The sequence below is a fragment of the Paenibacillus sp. FSL M7-0802 genome (genome assembly GCF_038004945.1).
GTDB classification, from domain to species: Bacteria; Bacillota; Bacilli; order Paenibacillales; family Paenibacillaceae; genus Paenibacillus; species Paenibacillus polymyxa_B.
In genome coordinates, this window is record NZ_JBBOSD010000001.1 from 4580368 (window position 1) to 4597851 (window position 17484).

General features: G+C 45.6%; 17 protein-coding genes. All 17 read left to right on the plus strand.

All coding sequences use genetic code 11. The features are described from left to right. Nucleotides 1-92 precede the first annotated feature (92 nt). Nucleotides 93-812, plus strand: a complete 720-nt coding sequence (gene ric, locus MHB54_RS21050; protein WP_076264746.1) for an iron-sulfur cluster repair di-iron protein — start codon at nt 93-95, stop codon at nt 810-812. Between the two features lie 29 nt (nt 813-841). Then, complete coding sequence (gene modA / locus MHB54_RS21055; RefSeq protein ID WP_076264745.1) at nt 842-1693, plus strand: molybdate ABC transporter substrate-binding protein; 852 nt, start codon at nt 842-844, stop codon at nt 1691-1693. Further along, the gene (modB, locus tag MHB54_RS21060; protein WP_028542273.1) at nt 1690-2367 is read left to right on the plus strand and encodes a molybdate ABC transporter permease subunit; all 678 of its coding nucleotides are present in this window, start codon (nt 1690-1692) and stop codon (nt 2365-2367) included. The genes modA and modB overlap by 4 nt, the downstream gene beginning before the upstream one ends. Before the next feature lie 198 nt (nt 2368-2565). Then, nucleotides 2566-6240 (plus strand): nitrate reductase subunit alpha, encoded by a 3675-nt coding sequence (locus MHB54_RS21065; protein WP_339200630.1) that lies wholly within the window; start codon nt 2566-2568, stop codon nt 6238-6240. After that, entirely contained in the window at nt 6230-7807 is a 1578-nt protein-coding gene (gene narH / locus MHB54_RS21070; protein WP_028542275.1) for a nitrate reductase subunit beta, read from the plus strand. The genes MHB54_RS21065 and narH overlap by 11 nt, the downstream gene beginning before the upstream one ends. Next, on the plus strand, nt 7800-8366 hold the full coding sequence (gene narJ, locus MHB54_RS21075) for a nitrate reductase molybdenum cofactor assembly chaperone (RefSeq protein WP_028542276.1): 567 nt from the start codon (nt 7800-7802) through the stop codon (nt 8364-8366). The genes narH and narJ overlap by 8 nt, the downstream gene beginning before the upstream one ends. Then, entirely contained in the window at nt 8366-9049 is a 684-nt protein-coding gene (gene narI, locus MHB54_RS21080; RefSeq protein WP_081327516.1) for a respiratory nitrate reductase subunit gamma, read from the plus strand. The genes narJ and narI overlap by 1 nt, the downstream gene beginning before the upstream one ends. A 45-nt stretch (nt 9050-9094) precedes the next feature. Then, nucleotides 9095-9547, plus strand: coding sequence for a GAF domain-containing protein (locus MHB54_RS21085; protein ID WP_340981918.1), 453 nt, complete (start codon nt 9095-9097; stop codon nt 9545-9547). A 1-nt stretch (nt 9548) separates the two neighbouring features. Next, entirely contained in the window at nt 9549-10613 is a 1065-nt protein-coding gene (locus MHB54_RS21090) for a PAS domain-containing sensor histidine kinase (RefSeq protein WP_340981919.1), read from the plus strand. Nucleotides 10614-10620: 7 nt separating this feature from the next. Beyond that, nucleotides 10621-11268, plus strand: a complete 648-nt coding sequence (locus MHB54_RS21095) for a response regulator transcription factor (protein ID WP_071559595.1) — start codon at nt 10621-10623, stop codon at nt 11266-11268. A gap of 22 nt (nt 11269-11290) precedes the next feature. Next, nucleotides 11291-11821, plus strand: a complete 531-nt coding sequence (locus MHB54_RS21100) for a hemerythrin domain-containing protein (protein WP_340981921.1) — start codon at nt 11291-11293, stop codon at nt 11819-11821. 166 nt (nt 11822-11987) lie between these two features. Beyond that, nucleotides 11988-13142: a nitrate/nitrite transporter gene (locus MHB54_RS21105; protein ID WP_023989697.1), complete on the plus strand. Its 1155-nt coding sequence runs from the start codon at nt 11988-11990 to the stop codon at nt 13140-13142. Next, entirely contained in the window at nt 13135-14154 is a 1020-nt protein-coding gene (locus MHB54_RS21110; protein WP_023989696.1) for a ThiF family adenylyltransferase, read from the plus strand. The genes MHB54_RS21105 and MHB54_RS21110 overlap by 8 nt, the downstream gene beginning before the upstream one ends. Before the next feature lie 85 nt (nt 14155-14239). After that, a complete protein-coding gene (locus MHB54_RS21115; protein ID WP_023989695.1) occupies nt 14240-14680 on the plus strand; it encodes a molybdenum cofactor biosynthesis protein MoaE in 441 nt (146 codons plus the stop codon). After that, nucleotides 14677-14910, plus strand: a complete 234-nt coding sequence (locus tag MHB54_RS21120) for a MoaD/ThiS family protein (RefSeq protein WP_023989694.1) — start codon at nt 14677-14679, stop codon at nt 14908-14910. The genes MHB54_RS21115 and MHB54_RS21120 overlap by 4 nt, the downstream gene beginning before the upstream one ends. A gap of 37 nt (nt 14911-14947) precedes the next feature. Next, on the plus strand, nt 14948-15964 hold the full coding sequence (gene moaA, locus MHB54_RS21125) for a GTP 3',8-cyclase MoaA (RefSeq protein WP_075154568.1): 1017 nt from the start codon (nt 14948-14950) through the stop codon (nt 15962-15964). Nucleotides 15965-16550: 586 nt separating this feature from the next. Beyond that, complete coding sequence (gene licT, locus MHB54_RS21130) at nt 16551-17384, plus strand: BglG family transcription antiterminator LicT (protein WP_068942159.1); 834 nt, start codon at nt 16551-16553, stop codon at nt 17382-17384. Nucleotides 17385-17484: the final 100 nt, after the last annotated feature.

Below are 17484 nucleotides of genomic sequence, written 5' to 3' on the forward strand. Positions count from 1 at the left end.
GTGAAAGAGGGAACCCCCTGATTGGTTCAGCTTTAAGGGAGACGTAGAATGAAAGTTAAGCATAAAATCGAAGTAAGATGGAGGAATGGAAGATGAGCCAGTTAACGGAAGAAACATGGGTGGCGGACATTGTGAAAGCAGTACCCAAAACGGGAGATCTGTTCCGCAAACTGAGGATTGATTTCTGCTGTGGAGGGAAAATATCGCTCCGTGAAGCAGCAGCCAATCGAGGCCTCCACGCTGGTGAACTGCTAACGCAGATACATGAAGTGGAAGAAAAGCAGGCACAGCATAAGCAAATGCAACCTCCTTCACTCGAACCAAAAGAACTAATCGCCTATATTCAAAATGAGTATCATACGAAGCTTCGGGAAGAACTATCGGCGTTAACGCCGTATGTAACCAAACTAACGCGGGTTCACGGCGAACGTTATCCGCATCTAAAGCGGGTTAATGAACTGTTCACCTTGCTTAAACAGGAATTATCGGAACATATTCAAAATGAGGAGAACCTTGTGTTTCCGATGATTGAAGCATTTTTACAAGAATCAACAGTGGAACGAGCAGATGCATTAAATCCAACTTTATCCAAGTTGCAAGACGAACATCAAACAGTGGTGGAATTCCTGAAGGAAATGCGTTTGATCACAAACGGCTTTGAGCCAATGCAGGAAGCTTGTGGTACGCACCGACTCGTATTGAAGCGGTTAGAAGACCTGGAAGCAGATATTTTTAATCATATTCTTCTTGAAAATTGTACACTAATCGAACGTACAAGACAGGCACAGCTAATCGCGAAACCCATTAATTGATGATGAACGAACATGAGGAGCCGAACCAAATGCATAAATTAATTAAAAGTAGCACTGTTTTCGTTATGGTTATTTCCATTATTTTATTATTTTCAGGATGCGGTACGAAACAACAACTAGATTCAAATGTTGGCAGCGCGGGTCAGAACGGATCTTCCAGCCAGACATCTTCGAAAACGGCTGAAACTATTGAGCTTACCATATCCGCAGCAGCAAGTTTAACGGATGCGCTCAAAGAAATTCAGCATTCATACGAATCAACCCATACAGGCATCAAATTGAATTTTAACTTCGGCGGCTCTGGTGCGTTGGAAAAACAAATTGAGCAAGGAGCGCCGTCGGATTTGTTTCTGTCCGCTTCGACCAAAAACATGAAGTCCCTTGTTGATCAGCAGTTAATAGATACAAAAAAACAAAAAACGTGGCTGACGAACGAATTGGTCGCGGTTATCCCTGCAGACGGGACGATGAACATCGCGAGTGTAACCGATTTAACAAAAAAAGAAGTGAAGAAAGTTGCGATCGGAATTCCTGAAAGTGTCCCTGCGGGCAACTACGCACAGGAAGCGCTGATGAAAGCGAAGCTTTGGGACACGTTACAGAGCAAGCTGGTTCAAGCAAAAGACGTTAGACAAGTGCTGCAATATGTGGAAACGGGGAATGCTGATGTCGGATTTGTATATAAAACAGATGCGTTGACTTCACAGAAGGCAAAAATCGCCTTTGAGGTGGATCCCAAAACCTATTTACCTGTTGAGTATCCAATCGGGATTGTCAAAGCTTCAAAGCACATTCAAGAAGCCGAAGACTTTTATGCATACCTACAATCGCAAGAATCTCTGAATATTATGGCTAAGTATGGATTTACCATACCGAAGTGAGCATGCAAGATATAGATTGGAATGAATATTGGCCTCCTATCCGATTATCGTTGCAGGTTGCACTGTTATCCAGCGTTCTGGTAATCATATTAGGCTTGCTTGTGGCATGGTCAATGTCGCGGTTGGGATTATTTAAAGGGAAAACGGTTGTTGAAACCGTGCTTATGCTGCCTTTGGTACTCCCACCGACGGTTGTTGGTTTTTTACTGCTCATATTACTTGGACGAAAAAGCGGGTTCGGACGGTTTGTGGAGCAATGGTTTGGCGAGCCTATTATATTCTCGTGGTGGGCTGGGGTTATAGCAGCGGTGGTAGTGGCTTTTCCTCTTGTCTATCGGACGCTGAGAATGGGACTGTCTTCTGTCGACCGGGACTTGGAAAACGCGGGACGTTCGATGGGTGCAAGTGAATGGCAGGTTTTTCGATACATCACCTTCCCTTTAATTTTCCCTTCTTTTAAGGCTGCCTTTATACTCGGTTTTGCCCGCGGCCTGGGCGAATTTGGTGCTACGCTGATGATTGCCGGAAATATTCCGGGTAAAACACAAACGATTCCGACGGCCATTTATATTGCGGTGGATGCTGGTCATCTTCCTATGGCCTGGGCGTGGACATGCTCTATCATACTCATTTCTTTTATCATGCTCCTGTTAACGGGTCAAAAGAACAATTAATTACTCCATACAAGCTTCCCTTTAGCAGGGGGAGGCTTTTTTGTATCTTTCCATAGAACGAGGGATTTCCTGTAGCGCTATAGGACATTCCCTAATGGGAACAGAGATGAATGAATTACATAATGAGAGTAAGCGAATGAGTCTTACCTTGGAACTTGCGTTGGGATGATTCTTTCTAAAAAGGAGTGTTGGTCATCGATGAAAAAAAAATACAACCTCAACTTTTTTAAACCGATCGAAAGCTATTCGGGAAATTGGTCAATCCTTGAGGAAAAAAATAGAGAATGGGAAAACGTGTACCGTCAGCGTTGGTCTCACGACAAAGTGGTTCGGACGACTCACGGAGTGAACTGTACCGGTTCCTGTAGTTGGAAGGTTTTTGTAAAAAACGGCATCATTACCTGGGAAAATCAACAGATCGATTATCCCTCCTGCGGTGTAGATATGCCAGAATTTGAACCGCGCGGATGCCCGCGTGGGGCTACATTTTCCTGGTATGAATACAGTCCATTACGCGTGAAATATCCTTATATGCGCGGCAAGCTGTTGCGGCTTTGGCAGGCAGCCATCCAGGAACATGCCAATCCGGTGGAAGCATGGGCAAGCATTGTGGAAGATCCGGAGAAAGCCAAGCTCTACAAAGCAGCTCGCGGAAAAGGTGGTCATGTCCGTGTCGCTTGGGACGATGTCCTACGCCTGATCTCGGCGCAACTCATCTATACCATTCGTAAGTATGGTCCCGACCGGATCGCGGGCTTTACGCCAATTCCGGCGATGTCAATGATAAGCTACGCTTCAGGAGCCCGATTCATTTCGCTTCTCGGTGGACAGATGTTGAGTTTTTATGACTGGTATGCCGACCTTCCGCCTTCATCTCCTCAAATTTGGGGTGAACAGACGGATGTACCGGAATCTTCTGATTGGTACAATGCGGGTTACCTGATTATGTGGGGATCGAACGTACCGCTTACCCGGACGCCAGACGCTCATTTTATGACGGAAGTACGATATAAGGGAACAAAAGTCGTATCCGTGGCTCCCGACTTGGCGGAGAATGTGAAGTTCGCTGACAACTGGCTTGCACCACATCCGGGTACAGATGCTGCCATAGCCCAGGCTATGACGCATGTTATTTTGGATGAGTTTTACAGAGAGCGCCAAGAACCGATGTTCATTAACTATGCCAAACAATATACAGATATGCCGTTTATGATTCTGCTTGATCCGCACGAGGGAGCTTGGAAAGGTGGACGTTTTCTACGGGCGAGTGACCTGGGGGATGTTTCGCCGCATGCGGACTGGAAGCCGGTCATATATGACGAAGCGGCGGGGGAAATGCTGGTCCCGAACGGTACGATGGGACAGCGCTGGGAGCAGGATAAGAAATGGAACCTGATTCTGGAACGGGAAGACGGAACAAAGGTTGAGCCCGCGCTCACTGTGGAAGGTCATGGCGAGCAATGGGAAGAAGTCGTATTCCCTTACTTTGATAACGCCGGTAATGGAACGTTCAAACGTGTAATTCCAGCCAAAAAAGTACGCTTGGCAGATGGCTCGGAACGTTACGTAGCAACCGTGTACGATTTGATGATGAGCCAGTACGGTGTCGCACGCAATGACAGCCCTCATAACGCCAAGAATTATTACGACGAAGCTTCGCATTATACCCCTGCCTGGCAGGAGAAGATCACAGGTGTGAAGGCGTCTGTTGTGGTACAGATTGCTCGGGAATTTGCCCAAAATGCTATCGATACTAAAGGTCGCTCCATGATTATTATGGGTGCGGGTATCAACCACTGGTTCAATAGTGACACGATCTATCGGTCCATCTTGAATCTTGTCGTGTTGACTGCTTCCCAAGGTGTAAACGGTGGAGGCTGGGCGCATTATGTGGGTCAAGAAAAGCTTCGCCCAATCGAAGGCTGGTCAACGATTGCCTTTGCAAAAGACTGGCAAGGGGCGGCTCGACAGCAAAATGCTACATCGTTTTTCTACTTTGCAACAGAGCAGTGGCGTTACGAAGAAAGTGGAACAGACTCCTTGAAGTCACCGATTGGCGGAGATGTCAGTTACAGACATCCAGCAGACTACAACGTGCTCGCAGCGCGTCTGGGATGGCTACCTTCTTATCCACAGTTTAATAAAAACAGTCTACTGTTCGCCGAAGAGGCTGCGCAATTAGGCAAGAAGTCCAACGAGGACATCATTAATCATTCTGTGGAAGAGATTAAATCACGTAAGACACGCTTCGCTGTAGAAGATCCTGGGGCAGCCGAGAACTTCCCGCGCTCACTCTTTGTTTGGCGGTCAAATCTGATTTCCAGTTCGGCGAAGGGACAAGAGTATTTTATGAAACATTTACTCGGAGCATCTGATGCCCTGCTTGCCCGGCCGAACGAAGAACAGAAACCTGAGGAAATCGTCTGGAGAGAAGATGTAGAAGGAAAGCTTGATTTGATGGTTGCACTTGATTTCCGGATGACAACAACTCCATTGTACGCGGACATCGTGCTTCCGGCGGCAACCTGGTACGAAAAAACAGACTTGTCGTCAACAGACATGCATCCTTTCGTGCATCCATTTAATCCGGCTGTTAACCCTCTGTGGGAATCCCGCGCGGACTGGGATATTTACCGCCAGCTTTCCGAAGTCTTTTCGGATATGGCAAAAGAGTATCTACCAGGAATATATAAAGACCTTGTGACCGCGCCGCTCGCACACGATAGTATAGGCGAAATTTCACAGCCGATGGGTCTTGTAAAGGATTGGACGAAGGGCGAGATTGAAGCGACTCCGGGTAAAACCATGCCGAATTTCAGCATCATCGAACGCGATTATACTAAAATTCACGATAAATTTATCTCACTCGGTCCTAATTTGACTACTGGGAAAGCAGGTGCGCATGGCGTCAGCTTCTCCGTAGCGGACGAATATGAGGAAATGAAAAAGTTGAACGGAGTTTATTACGATGAGTCCATTAAAGATGGGCTGCCCAAAATCCAGACAGCTCGCCAAGTGGCCAATGCAATTCTTCACCTTTCATCCGCGACTAATGGACGGGTGTCGCAAAAGGCTTATGAGCAGGCAGAAGAGCTTCACGGTGTGGAACTCAAAGACATCTCGGCCGATCGGGCAGCGGAAAGGATTACTTTCCAAAGTATCACGGCACAGCCGCGTGAAGTTATACCGACACCGGTATTCACTGGATCGAACAAGAAGGGACGCCGCTATTCACCATTTACAACGAATATTGAACGTCTCGTTCCGTTTCGTACTTTGACGGGAAGACAGCATTTCTATATTGATCATGAGATTTTCCAACAATTTGGGGAATCATTGCCGATCTACAAACCGACTTTGCCGCCGATGGTGTTCGGCCCTCGCGACCGGGAAATAAAAGGCGGGCAAGATTCACTTGTGCTTCGTTATCTGACACCGCATGGTAAATGGAATATTCACTCCACCTATCAGGATAACCAGCACATGCTTACACTGTTTCGCGGAGGTCCTACGGTGTGGATCAACAATGAAGACGCAGAGGCACATGATCTGGCCGACAATGATTGGGTAGAGGTATACAACCGTAACGGCGTCGTAACCGCCCGGACCGTTGTCAGCCACCGGATGCCAAGAGGAACGATGTTCATGTACCATGCTCAGGATAAGCACATTCAAGTGCCAGGCTCCGAAATCACGGATACACGCGGCGGTAGTCATAACGCACCGACAAGAATTCATCTCAAACCAACCCAGATGGTCGGTGGATATGCTCAGCTTAGTTATGGATTCAACTATTATGGTCCGATCGGCAACCAGCGTGATGTGTACGTTGCGGTACGTAAAATGAAGGAGGTTAACTGGCTTGAAGATTAAAGCTCAAATTGCCATGGTCATGAACCTGGATAAATGTATTGGCTGTCATACGTGCAGCGTGACATGTAAAACAACCTGGACGAACCGCAAAGGTGCGGAATATATGTGGTTTAACAATGTGGAAACCAAACCCGGTATCGGTTATCCGAAGCGCTGGGAAGACCAGGAATTATATAAAGGGGGCTGGCAGCTCCGCAAAGGGAAACTGGAACTGAAGTCAGGCAACAAGCTGTCCAAGATAGCACTGGGTAAGATTTTTTACAATCCAGACATGCCGGAAATGAAAGACTATTATGAGCCCTGGACTTACAATTACGAGCAACTGACCAACGCCGGCGAACAGAAGCATTCACCTGTGGCACGCGCGCATTCTGCGGTAACAGGTGAAAAAATGGATTTGGAGTGGGGCCCAAACTGGGAAGATGACCTGGCGGGTGCGCATGTAACCGGTCCGCTTGATCCAAATATTCAGAAAATCGAAGAAGAGATTAAATTTAACTTTGAGAAGTCGTTCATGGTGTATCTCCCACGGCTTTGCGAACATTGCCTAAATCCAAGCTGTGTCGCGTCCTGTCCTTCGGGCGCCATGTACAAACGAGACGAGGACGGAATCGTGCTCGTGGATCAGGAAGCCTGCCGCGGATGGCGGTATTGCATGACGGGCTGTCCATACAAAAAAGTGTACTTTAACTGGCAGACGAACAAAGCGGAAAAATGTACCTTCTGTTTCCCACGTGTGGAAGCGGGCCTGCCGACAGTCTGCTCCGAGACATGTACAGGACGAATTCGCTACCTCGGCGTTATGCTGTATGACGCGGATCGAGTGCTTGAGGCCGCTTCTACGCAGGATGAGAAAGAACTTTATAAAGCGCAGTGCGACCTGTTCATGGATCCAAGTGATCCGGCAGTGATTGCTCAAGCGAGAAAAGACGGTATCTCGGAGGACTGGATTGAAGCAGCGCAGAACTCGCCAGTCTACAAGCTTGCCATTGAGCACAAGCTGGCATTCCCGCTTCATCCGGAATACCGCACATTACCAATGGTCTGGTATGTGCCACCACTTAGTCCGATCATGAATTACTTTGAAGGGAAAGACTCGATTGAGAATCCCGATATGATCTTTCCGGCTATCGAAGAGATGCGCACCCCCATTCAGTATCTTGCCAATATGCTGACGGCGGGCGACACGCAAACCGTGAAGGAATCCTTGCAGCGAATGGCTATGATGCGCTCCTATATGCGTGCCCAATCCACAGGACAATCTTTCGATGAAAGCCGTCTTGAGCGCATCGGCATGACACCGCGGCAGACTGAGCAGATGTATCGACTTCTGGCGATTGCCAAGTATGAGGATCGTTTCGTCATTCCGACATCGCATAAAGAAGGATACTCGAATCCGTATCGGGCTCAAGGATCTGCTGGTTACGGCGATACCATGGGAAACATGGGTTCTGGCTCTGGATGTGACGGCTGTAGTATGGCAAGTTCGATGGGGATGGAAGAGCCTTTGAAAACGGGCAAAGAAATGTATGAAGAAAACTTCTACGGGGGTATTTGGCGTGATTAATGTAGCGAAGTTGTATGAATGCAAGCCATCATTCGGGTTTTTCGCTCAGCAACTCATGTACCCGGAAAAGCTGGATTTTCATCCGGCTTTTCTGGAAACATCGTTTGATCCGAACCATCCGGCATATACGTATGCGAACACCTACTGGTCCCTTATGCAAGAGTTCAGTATGGAAGAGATTCAGGAAATGTATACGGAAACCTTTGATTTTCAAAAAAATTGTGCACTATATATGACTTACTTTAAATTCGAAGATGCAAAAGAACGGGGACAAATGTTGGTCAAGTTAAAGGTGCTATACGAGATGTATGGTCTTGAAATGCCAGATGGAGAGCTGCCAGATTACCTGCCGCTCATGTGTGAATTTCTGTATGCCGCCGAATGGTCGCAAGATCCGAAGACGACAGAAAACTTCCGCATGCCAATCGCGATCTTGGAAGACGGCACATATCATTTGCTTAAAGCGCTGGAAAAAATGGAAAGCCCGTATTTTCATTTGGTGAAGGGACTGCGTGAAACGCTTAAAGTTTGCGTAGAACAGGAGGCAGCCGCGCAATGATGATGCTAGAGCAGTTTTTATGGGTTATTTTCCCTTATATGTGCGTGGTGGTCTTTATTGTAGGGCATATTTTCCGCTATAGAAACGACCAGTTCAATTGGACAGCAAAATCAAGTGAGTTTATTGAAAAAAAACAATTGATGATCGGAAGTCTCTTATTCCACCTGGGTATTATCCCAGTTATTATGGGTCATGTATCCGGTCTGGGTATACCAAAAACCTGGATGCATGCACTGGGTGTAAACGATCATCTGTATCATATTGGAGCAGTTTATGTTGGTGGAATATTTGGAGCGATGACATTCCTCGGTATGTTGATTCTTACCTCTCGTCGTTTTACAATGCGCAATGTGCGCCGTTTAAGTACAGCGTCTGATATGATTGTAAACGTATTGCTTTTGGCCATTGTATGCATGGGGATGTTCGCGACTCTCGTAACGAATGCGGTACAGCCGGAATTCGATTATCGGGAGACGATCTCGATCTGGTTCCGCGGTTTATTCATATTCCGTGTTGACCCGACTCTGATGAGAGACGTACCGATGTCTTTCAGGCTTCATATACTTATGGGCTTTGCGATTTTTGCATTCTGGCCGTTTACCCGGCTTGTACATGTGTGGAGTGTTCCGTTGAATTATGTGCGCAGAAGTTATATCCTTTACAGAAGACATAAATCGAATTAGGAAAGCGGGCTCTGCCTTCTTTCCTAATTCTATTAGGAGAGAGCGATGAATAATAGGATGGATTATCAAAGGGAGCTTGAGCGAATACGCGAACATTTCGGTTATGATTTCATGGCGCTTGCTCTGGTTGAACCGGCCGAATATCAATACGTAATTAAATGGAAAAATGCAGCCGGTAATTTAAATGATCGCTTTAAGCGGATTGTGCTGCAATCCGGTAAGGGCATAGCAGGAATCGTGTTTAAAACCGGGAAATCCGTTTTCATTCCATCTATTTATCAATATGTGGGGGCAGACAACCTGTTTAACTATCCGATCGTTCAATCCGAGAAGCTCAAGAGTCTCGGGGCTGTTCCCCTATGGAATGATGCTCGCGTCGCGGGCGTACTGCTTGGTGGATTTCGGGAAGAACAGCTCATGACCGAAGCCATGATGCGTGATTTGAAAGCCTTGGCACATAGAGGAATTGGAGAGTTGAACGGGAAGGAAGTGATGTGAATTGACATTGTCTTTAGGGACTGGCTCTTTGAGTGCGTTAATGGTGAAGTTGTTTGAGAACAGTACGGAAGCCATTTTCTTTTTTGATAGGCAAGGGAATACCCTAGCCATGAATCCGGCAGCTGAGGAGATTGTGGGCGATGACGTCCTCATCCAACTCTATGAAGGGAAGGAAAGAGCTTTATGTGGAACATGCAGGGGCTATACAAGCGAAACGGAGCCCCGTACCTGCCTTGACTGTTATTTCAATATGCCAGAATCCAAGGATTTCGCTTCTTTTCAGGTGTATCTGGAAACGAAGAGCAACCGAATGGTTCCCTATGCCGCTTCTTTTCACACCATTGATTCTGAACATGGAACACGGGTGTTGATGTTGAGAGACTTGACTCCACAATTTCAGACGCAAGAAAAATTGTATCAAAACAAAATGATGAAGCATGTCATTGAAGCGCAGGAAAATGAGCGCAAACGGCTTTCCAGGGAACTGCACGACAGTGTGGCCCAGGAATTGATGAGCGCGGTTGTTGAACTACGGGTGTTAAAATACATGACGAATGATGAACAGCTCATCAAAAATATGAAGCAGACTGAAGCATCCATGACACGATTGCTGGATGATATCCGCAACCTGTCTGTGGAATTACGCCCTGCCACACTTGATGATTTTGGGCTTGAAGCGGCATTTCGTTCCCACTTTAAGAGGGTTGAACAAAGCTTTGGTCTGGTAGTTGAATTTGTGTCGGATCTTTCCCAAAAGCGATATGGAAGTGAAAAGGAAACGGTCATTTACCGTGTCTGCCAGGAGGCTGTTCTCAATGCCTTGAAGTATGCCCAGGTAGATATGGTTAAAGTTTCTTTGACTGAGCACGATCATACACTTCGTTTGACTGTAGAGGACGATGGAATTGGCTTTGAAAAGGGGAATAAGCCTATTGGAACGGGATTAGGTTTATATGGCATGCAGGAGCGAGCAGAGCTGGTAGGCGGAAGTTTTGGCGTCCTTTCAAATGTTGGTCAGGGAACTAAAGTCTTTTTACAAATTCCGATTGGCCAAGAGGAGGAATAGAGACTTGATCAAAATTGTGTTAGCGGATGACCATGCTATTGTACGAAGCGGATTTTCCATGATTTTGAACTTCCAATCGGATATGGAGGTTGTCGGAACGGCTGCGGATGGCATTGAAGCGTATACGATGGTAGCTAAATATCGTCCGGATATTCTAATCATGGATCTCAGCATGCCCCCAGGCGAAAGTGGATTGATCGCTACAGGCAAGATTAAAGAGGACCACCCTGATACTAAAATTCTGATTCTGACCATGCATGACGATGAAGAATATCTTTTTCATATTTTAAAGAATGGTGCTTCAGGATACGTTTTGAAAAATGCTCCAGATGAGGAGCTATTGCTTGCTATACGAACCATTCATGGGGGTGGGACTTATATCCATCCTAAAATGGCTACTTCTCTCGTTCGTGAGTTCATCAAAAAAGATACGGCGTCACAATCAGAAGATCCTTATGAGATCCTGTCCAAGCGGGAACTGGAGATTCTGCCTCTGGTCGCAAAAGGTTACGGTAACAAGGAAGTTGCGGAAAAGCTGTTCATCTCTGTCAAGACGGTGGAAGCGAACAAAGCGAAAATCATGGAGAAATTGAATTTAAGAAGCCGGCCTGAACTGGTCCAATATGCATTAAAGAAAAAAATGCTGGATTTTTAGCCGATGAATGGAGGAAATCCGCGTGCTGGAAAATGAGAAATTGCGCTTTTCCAAACCTGCCATGCGTATTCTTGAAAATGAGCATCGATATCTAACCTATCTGATGGATGAATGGCATGCTATTGTATTGTGGTTTGAGCAGCACAGAATACTAGATTTGGAAGAAGGCCGCAAGCAACTGGAAAAGCTGAGAATGCAGATTATCGATTTTAGGGTACCCCTCAAGAAACATACCGATAAGGAAGAAGAATACTTCTTTTCTCTGCTAGGAACCTATATTGGTTTTGAACAGGGACCGCTCGTCGGTATACAGGAGGAGCACCGTGAAATAGAGGGCTATATCGATCATTTTCTTTATCAGACGGAGGGCGATCTGAGTTTGCTCACGCTTGATGAGATTCGAGAGGCGACCAAGAACGCAGGGGAGGCCTTCGAAGTCCTGACTGTACATTTTATAAAAGAAGAAGCCGTACTTTTTCCTATGGCAGAGCAACAGATCAATCGGAATGATCTGACCAAGTTATGTGACAAATTAAATACGCTTATCTCTTGAATTGACCAAGCCGCTTCCTATAGAAGCGGTTTTTTATATTTTCAGGGAGTCCCCTGTTAGGTAAAGGGGACTCCCCTATATTCGAATGGATGGGCTAGCGGCTACAATGGGGACAGAAAATTCAAATCAATAATTCGACAGAAAAAACGTTGAAAAGGTGAGTTAAATGATTAGAAAAATGCAGTTGCCGCTACAAACATTGAACTTGATTCTTGGATTCATGGTATGGGTTATTATTTCTTCTCTTATGCCGTTCATTACGGAGGATATTGCTATTCCACCCGGAAAATTGGCCATGGTCACAGCAATTCCGGTCGTGCTTGGTTCGATTCTGCGCATTCCGCTTGGTTATTATGCCAACATCTTCGGAGCAAGAATCGTTTTTCTCGTTAGCTTTATTTTGCTTTTGTTTCCCGTCTACTATATCAGTGAAGCTTCTACGATGATGGATTTAATTATCGGTGGCTTGTTCCTTGGGATTGGGGGAGCTGTGTTCTCGGTTGGGGTGACTTCGCTGCCGAAGTATTATCCAAAGGAAAAGCATGGGTTTGTAAATGGGATGTATGGCATAGGGAATTTGGGAACAGCCGTCACTACCTTCTCGGCCCCTATTGTGGCTACTCAAATTGGCTGGGCCCCTACAGTGAAGCTGTATCTCATTCTGCTGCTTGTTTTTATCGCTTTGAATTTCTTCTTAGGGGATCGTCATGAAGCTAAAGTAAAGACGCCCATTATGGAACAGATCAAAGGGGTTTACAAAAATGAAAAGCTTTGGTTTTTCTCGCTCTTTTATTTTATTACATTTGGCTCATTTGTAGCGTTCACGGTGTACTTGCCGAATTTCCTGGTATCGAATTTTGAGCTGACTAAAGTGGATGCAGGGATGCGTACAGCAGGCTTTATAGCGATTGCCACTTTCTTCCGCCCCATCGGTGGCTGGCTGGCGGATCGGTTTCAGCCCCTGTTCCTGCTGGTAGGCACGTTCTCTGTTTATACGGTCGCTGCGATTCTTTTGGCTTTTTCACCAGGGATTACCCTTTATACAGTAGGCTGCTTGGCGATCGCTGTATGTGCTGGAATGGGGAACGGCGTCATTTTCAAGCTAGTTCCATTTTATTTTAATAAACAGGCAGGTATAGTTAACGGAATTGTATCCATGATGGGCGGTCTCGGTGGCTTTTTCCCTCCGATCTTGTTGTCGACGATTCATGCCGCTACTGGCCAATATTCCATTGGATTCATGCTCCTCTCCCAAGTGGCGCTGGCTAGCCTGATCCTCGTTATATGGCTGTATTATCAAGGGACACAATCTAATGAATGAGCGTTATTCCAGACAGATCTTATTTAGACCTATTGGTGGCGAAGGGCAGCGTAATTTATCCGCTGCTGTCGTCACCATTATCGGTTGCGGGGCACTGGGTTCCGCCATTGCCGAAACATTGGTAAGAGCGGGCGTTGGGGAGCTTCATCTTGTCGACAGGGATTATGTGGAGATGTCGAATCTGCAACGTCAGCAGCTGTTCACGGAGCAGGACGCCGCGGAAATGCAGCCTAAGGTCATGGCAGCCGAAAAAAGGCTGAAAGCCATACGAGAAGACGTGCGGTTGCACACATATCTCGATAATTTGGATGCCGAGCTTGTTCAAGAACTTGCCAGCAAAAGTAAATTGCTGATGGATGCTACGGACAATTTTGAAACTCGTCTGCTTATCAACGACGCTGCACTGAAGGCAGGAATTCCATGGATTTATGGAGCCTGTGTTGGAAGCACAGGCGTTGTTTTTCCATTCGTGCCGGGCGAGTCTGCTTGTTTACGCTGCCTTCTGCCATCGTTGCCTGCGATCAATCAGACCTGCGATACGGCTGGAATCATCTCACCCGCAGTCCAGGTGACAGCTGCCCTCCAATGTGCAGAAGCCATGAAGTGGCTGAGTGGCAGACATGATAAGATGCGCCGCAAGGTTCATCTATTTGATCTATGGGAGAATACGCAGATGGACATAGGGATTTCCCGCATCCGTAACCAAGATTGTCCAACCTGTGGAGAACATCCTACGTTTCCTGCACTGACAGCATCACGTCGCTCGGCGTATGCGACTCTGTGCGGACGGAACGTGGTACAGGTTCTTCCAGACCCACAACGTCCGATCACGCTTGATGATGCAGAGAAAATGGGCAGGCTTATAGCAGATCGTGTAAAAAGAACCCCTTATTTCGTTGAGTTTTATGCTTTTAAGCATCGAATGATTTTATTCAAAAACGGAAGGCTTCTCATACACGGTGTCCGGAGTGTTGCCAACGGTCAAAAACTATATCATCAGCTGTTCGGTTAAATGAGATGTAGATACAAAAAGCAGAAACATTTAAAAGAGTCTGTCACCGGAGAGTGGCTTGTCCGGTGGCTGGAAGGTGGAAAAGATGAGTGTGTTTGAAATCGTAACGGAGCCCATTATCCCGCAGGCTTATGCGGATTATGTCCTAAGGCCGGAAGCAGGAGCGGTGACTATTTTTACAGGGCACGTACGAGAATGGACTCAAGGCGTACGGACCTTATACCTTGCTTATGAGGCCTATGTCCCTATGGCTCAAAAAAAACTCGCAGAGATTGGTCGCGAAATCGAACAGAAATGGGAAGGAACGCGAGTGGCGATCGCGCACCGCATTGGCGAGCTTCAAATCGGTGATGTCGCCGTTGTCATTGCCGTTTCTTCACCTCACCGTTCGGATGCGTATGAGGCGAATGAATACGCGATCGAACGAATCAAAGAAATAGTTCCTATTTGGAAACGAGAGATTTGGGAAGATGGAACGCAGTGGGTCGGAGATCAAAAGAAAAAGCCGGGGGGAGATCAGTCATGATTAAGCTGTACTACTTTGCGGGACTCCGTGAGGTGACGGGAAAAGCAGAAGAATTGGCAGATTTGGCGGGCCAAACGGTAGGCGATTTATCCAATTGGATAACAGATCAATATCCAGATATGCCGATCAAGTCTGTGCGAATTGCGATAAACGAGGAGTATGCGTTGTCTACGGATGTATTACAGGATGGAGACATTGCAGCCTTCATTCCCCCAGTCAGCGGCGGCTAATGATAACGATGCTAAACAACTAGAAAGGAGGGGGCGTATGAATTTTCATCCACTGAAAGACAAGTTGCAGCGGCCGATTCGTGACCTGCGTATATCGGTTACAGACCGCTGCAATTTCCGCTGTTCCTATTGCATGCCTAAAGAAATTTTCGGTGACGATTACGCCTTTCTTCCCCAAAATGAATGTCTGTCGTTTGAAGAGATTCACCGGCTGACGAAGCTCTTTGTATCCCTGGGTGTAAAAAAGATCCGACTCACGGGCGGCGAACCATTAATGCGCAGGAATCTACCCGACCTGGTCTCCCAAATCCTGTCCATTGACGGAGTGGAAGATGTCGGCTTGACCACCAACGGTGTGCTGCTAGGACAGCAGGCTAAGCCTCTCTATGACGCGGGGCTACGACGGCTTAATGTCAGTCTGGACGCTCTGGACCCCGAGCTATTTGGGCGGTTGAATGGGCGGGGGATTAAGCCTGATATTATTTTGAAGCAGATCGAATATGCAAGAGAAATCGGCTTTGAAATCAAGGTCAATATGGTAGTTCAAAAAGGCGCTAATGACTCGGAGATTTTGCCGATGGCCGCTTATTTTAAGGAGCAGGGAATAACCCTTCGCTTTATCGAGTTTATGGATGTAGGTAATGACAACGGATGGAGCTTCAAAAAGGTACTAACCAAAAAAGAAATCGTTGAACGACTTAAGAATGCGTACGAGCTGGAGCCGATGGATCAGGATTACTTTGGAGAAGTAGCAAAGCGTTACCGTTATAAAGACAGCGACGCACAGATTGGTTTTATTACTTCGGTTTCTGAATCGTTTTGTTCGTCTTGTACACGTGCCCGCTTATCGTGCGATGGCAAGTTTTATACATGTTTGTTTGCTTCAGGCGGATTTGATCTACGTCAGATGCTTCGTAATGGAGCGAATGACCAGGAATTACTCGATGTGATTACTTCAGTATGGGAACAACGCACAGATCGGTATTCCGATGAACGTACGGAGCAGACAGCCAACAACAAAAAAAAGATTAACATGTCCTACATTGGCGGCTGACATTTTATACCATGAGAATGTGCTGTATTTGATGTGGTCGCCTCGAAAAAGAAAGCGCAAACATTTTTGTTGGCAAAACTTAAATTCGATGTTATTATGATCTTGGGATTGTTACTGAAAAGGCAAAACCCGAGGCATGGAATTAGATTTCCATGTGTTGGGTTTTGCCTTTTCTTTTTAGAATACAAGCTTTACGATATCCTGCATGATATGAATATATGGCCCAGCCATAACGCAGAAAGGTGAGTGATATAAAGCCTTACAAGTGCTGAACAACAAAGATGATGACGTCGACCAACGAATCGACATCCGAAAAATGATGTCATAGGACGTGGTTAACCGACTATATTCATTTTCAAAACGGAATATCAGATCGGTTTGGAAGCACTCAAGATCATTCAGGGAAAACGTAAGGCTTTGTCTCTCATTATGAATGCGTTTTCATAACACGAAATTGTAAATCAATACATTTGCATTTGATTTACGACGAAGGTTTGATCGGCTATTACCGTCTTGTGACCTATCTGAAATTTCGCCCAGCAACTAAATCCTTTTTTAAATTTGATGGGATAAGGGGGGCAGTTAGATGATCATAACGAAGATATTTAATAACAACGCCATAATAGCCAAAGATCAAAAAAGAGATGAATTTGTTGTTATGGGTCGTGGTATTGCATTCAAAAAGAGTGCAGGTGAACAAGTAGAAGAGCATCTAATTGAAAAGGTCTTTGTGCTTAAACATAAAGATGCTTCAGAGAAATTCAAGTTATTGTTAGAGGATGTTCCAACAGAATATGTTTCGTTATGCTATGACATCATTGAATATGGAAAAAGCATATTAGAAGCACAATTGAGCGATTATATATATGTTTCGCTTACGGATCACATGAACAATGCATTTAAAATGTTTGATGAAGGGTTTAAAAATGCAAATCCATTAATTTGGGAGATTAAAAAATTTTATCCCAAAGAATTTGCGGTTGGATTAAAAGCACTGGAGTTCATTGAAGACGAAACAGGCAAACGATTGTCAGAAGATGAAGCAGGTAATATTGCTCTTCATTTAATAAATGCTCAAGTAAACAGCTCCTACAACAAGGTAGCAGATGTTGCTCAGCAAACTCAAAAAATACACGACATCTTGAATATTATTAAATACTCTTATAATACCACCATAGATGAACACTCGATCAGTTATGAGCGATTTATTACGCATTTAAGGTTCTTCTTTCAGCGATTAAATAAAAAAGAAAAAGTAGAACTGGAAGACGATTTTTTGTGGAGGCAAGTGAAAGCAAAGTACAAAAAGGCTTATGGCTGCATGCTGAAGATTGAGAAATACTTGGATATGGTATTGTCAGATGAGGAAAAGCTGTATATAACGATTCATATTCAGCGTGTGACCCAAAGAGAAAATTGAATAACACTTGGATTGTTACTGGTAATGCAGGCGAAACCAACCTAGATCGAATTTGATCTATTTTGGTTTTGCCTTTTTTTATAAATACAATTAAAGGGGA

Coding starts and splice junctions, on each gene's coding strand:
- ric (WP_076264746.1), top strand. CDS start 93: ATGAGCCAGTTAACGGAAGAAACATGGGTGGCGGACATTGTGAAAGCA.
- modA (WP_076264745.1), top strand. CDS start 842: ATGCATAAATTAATTAAAAGTAGCACTGTTTTCGTTATGGTTATTTCC.
- MHB54_RS21065 (WP_339200630.1), top strand. CDS start 2,566: ATGAAAAAAAAATACAACCTCAACTTTTTTAAACCGATCGAAAGCTAT.
- narI (WP_081327516.1), top strand. CDS start 8,366: ATGATGCTAGAGCAGTTTTTATGGGTTATTTTCCCTTATATGTGCGTG.
- MHB54_RS21085 (WP_340981918.1), top strand. CDS start 9,095: ATGAATAATAGGATGGATTATCAAAGGGAGCTTGAGCGAATACGCGAA.
- MHB54_RS21105 (WP_023989697.1), top strand. CDS start 11,988: ATGATTAGAAAAATGCAGTTGCCGCTACAAACATTGAACTTGATTCTT.
- MHB54_RS21110 (WP_023989696.1), top strand. CDS start 13,135: ATGAATGAGCGTTATTCCAGACAGATCTTATTTAGACCTATTGGTGGC.
- MHB54_RS21115 (WP_023989695.1), top strand. CDS start 14,240: ATGAGTGTGTTTGAAATCGTAACGGAGCCCATTATCCCGCAGGCTTAT.
- MHB54_RS21120 (WP_023989694.1), top strand. CDS start 14,677: ATGATTAAGCTGTACTACTTTGCGGGACTCCGTGAGGTGACGGGAAAA.
- moaA (WP_075154568.1), top strand. CDS start 14,948: ATGAATTTTCATCCACTGAAAGACAAGTTGCAGCGGCCGATTCGTGAC.
- licT (WP_068942159.1), top strand. CDS start 16,551: ATGATCATAACGAAGATATTTAATAACAACGCCATAATAGCCAAAGAT.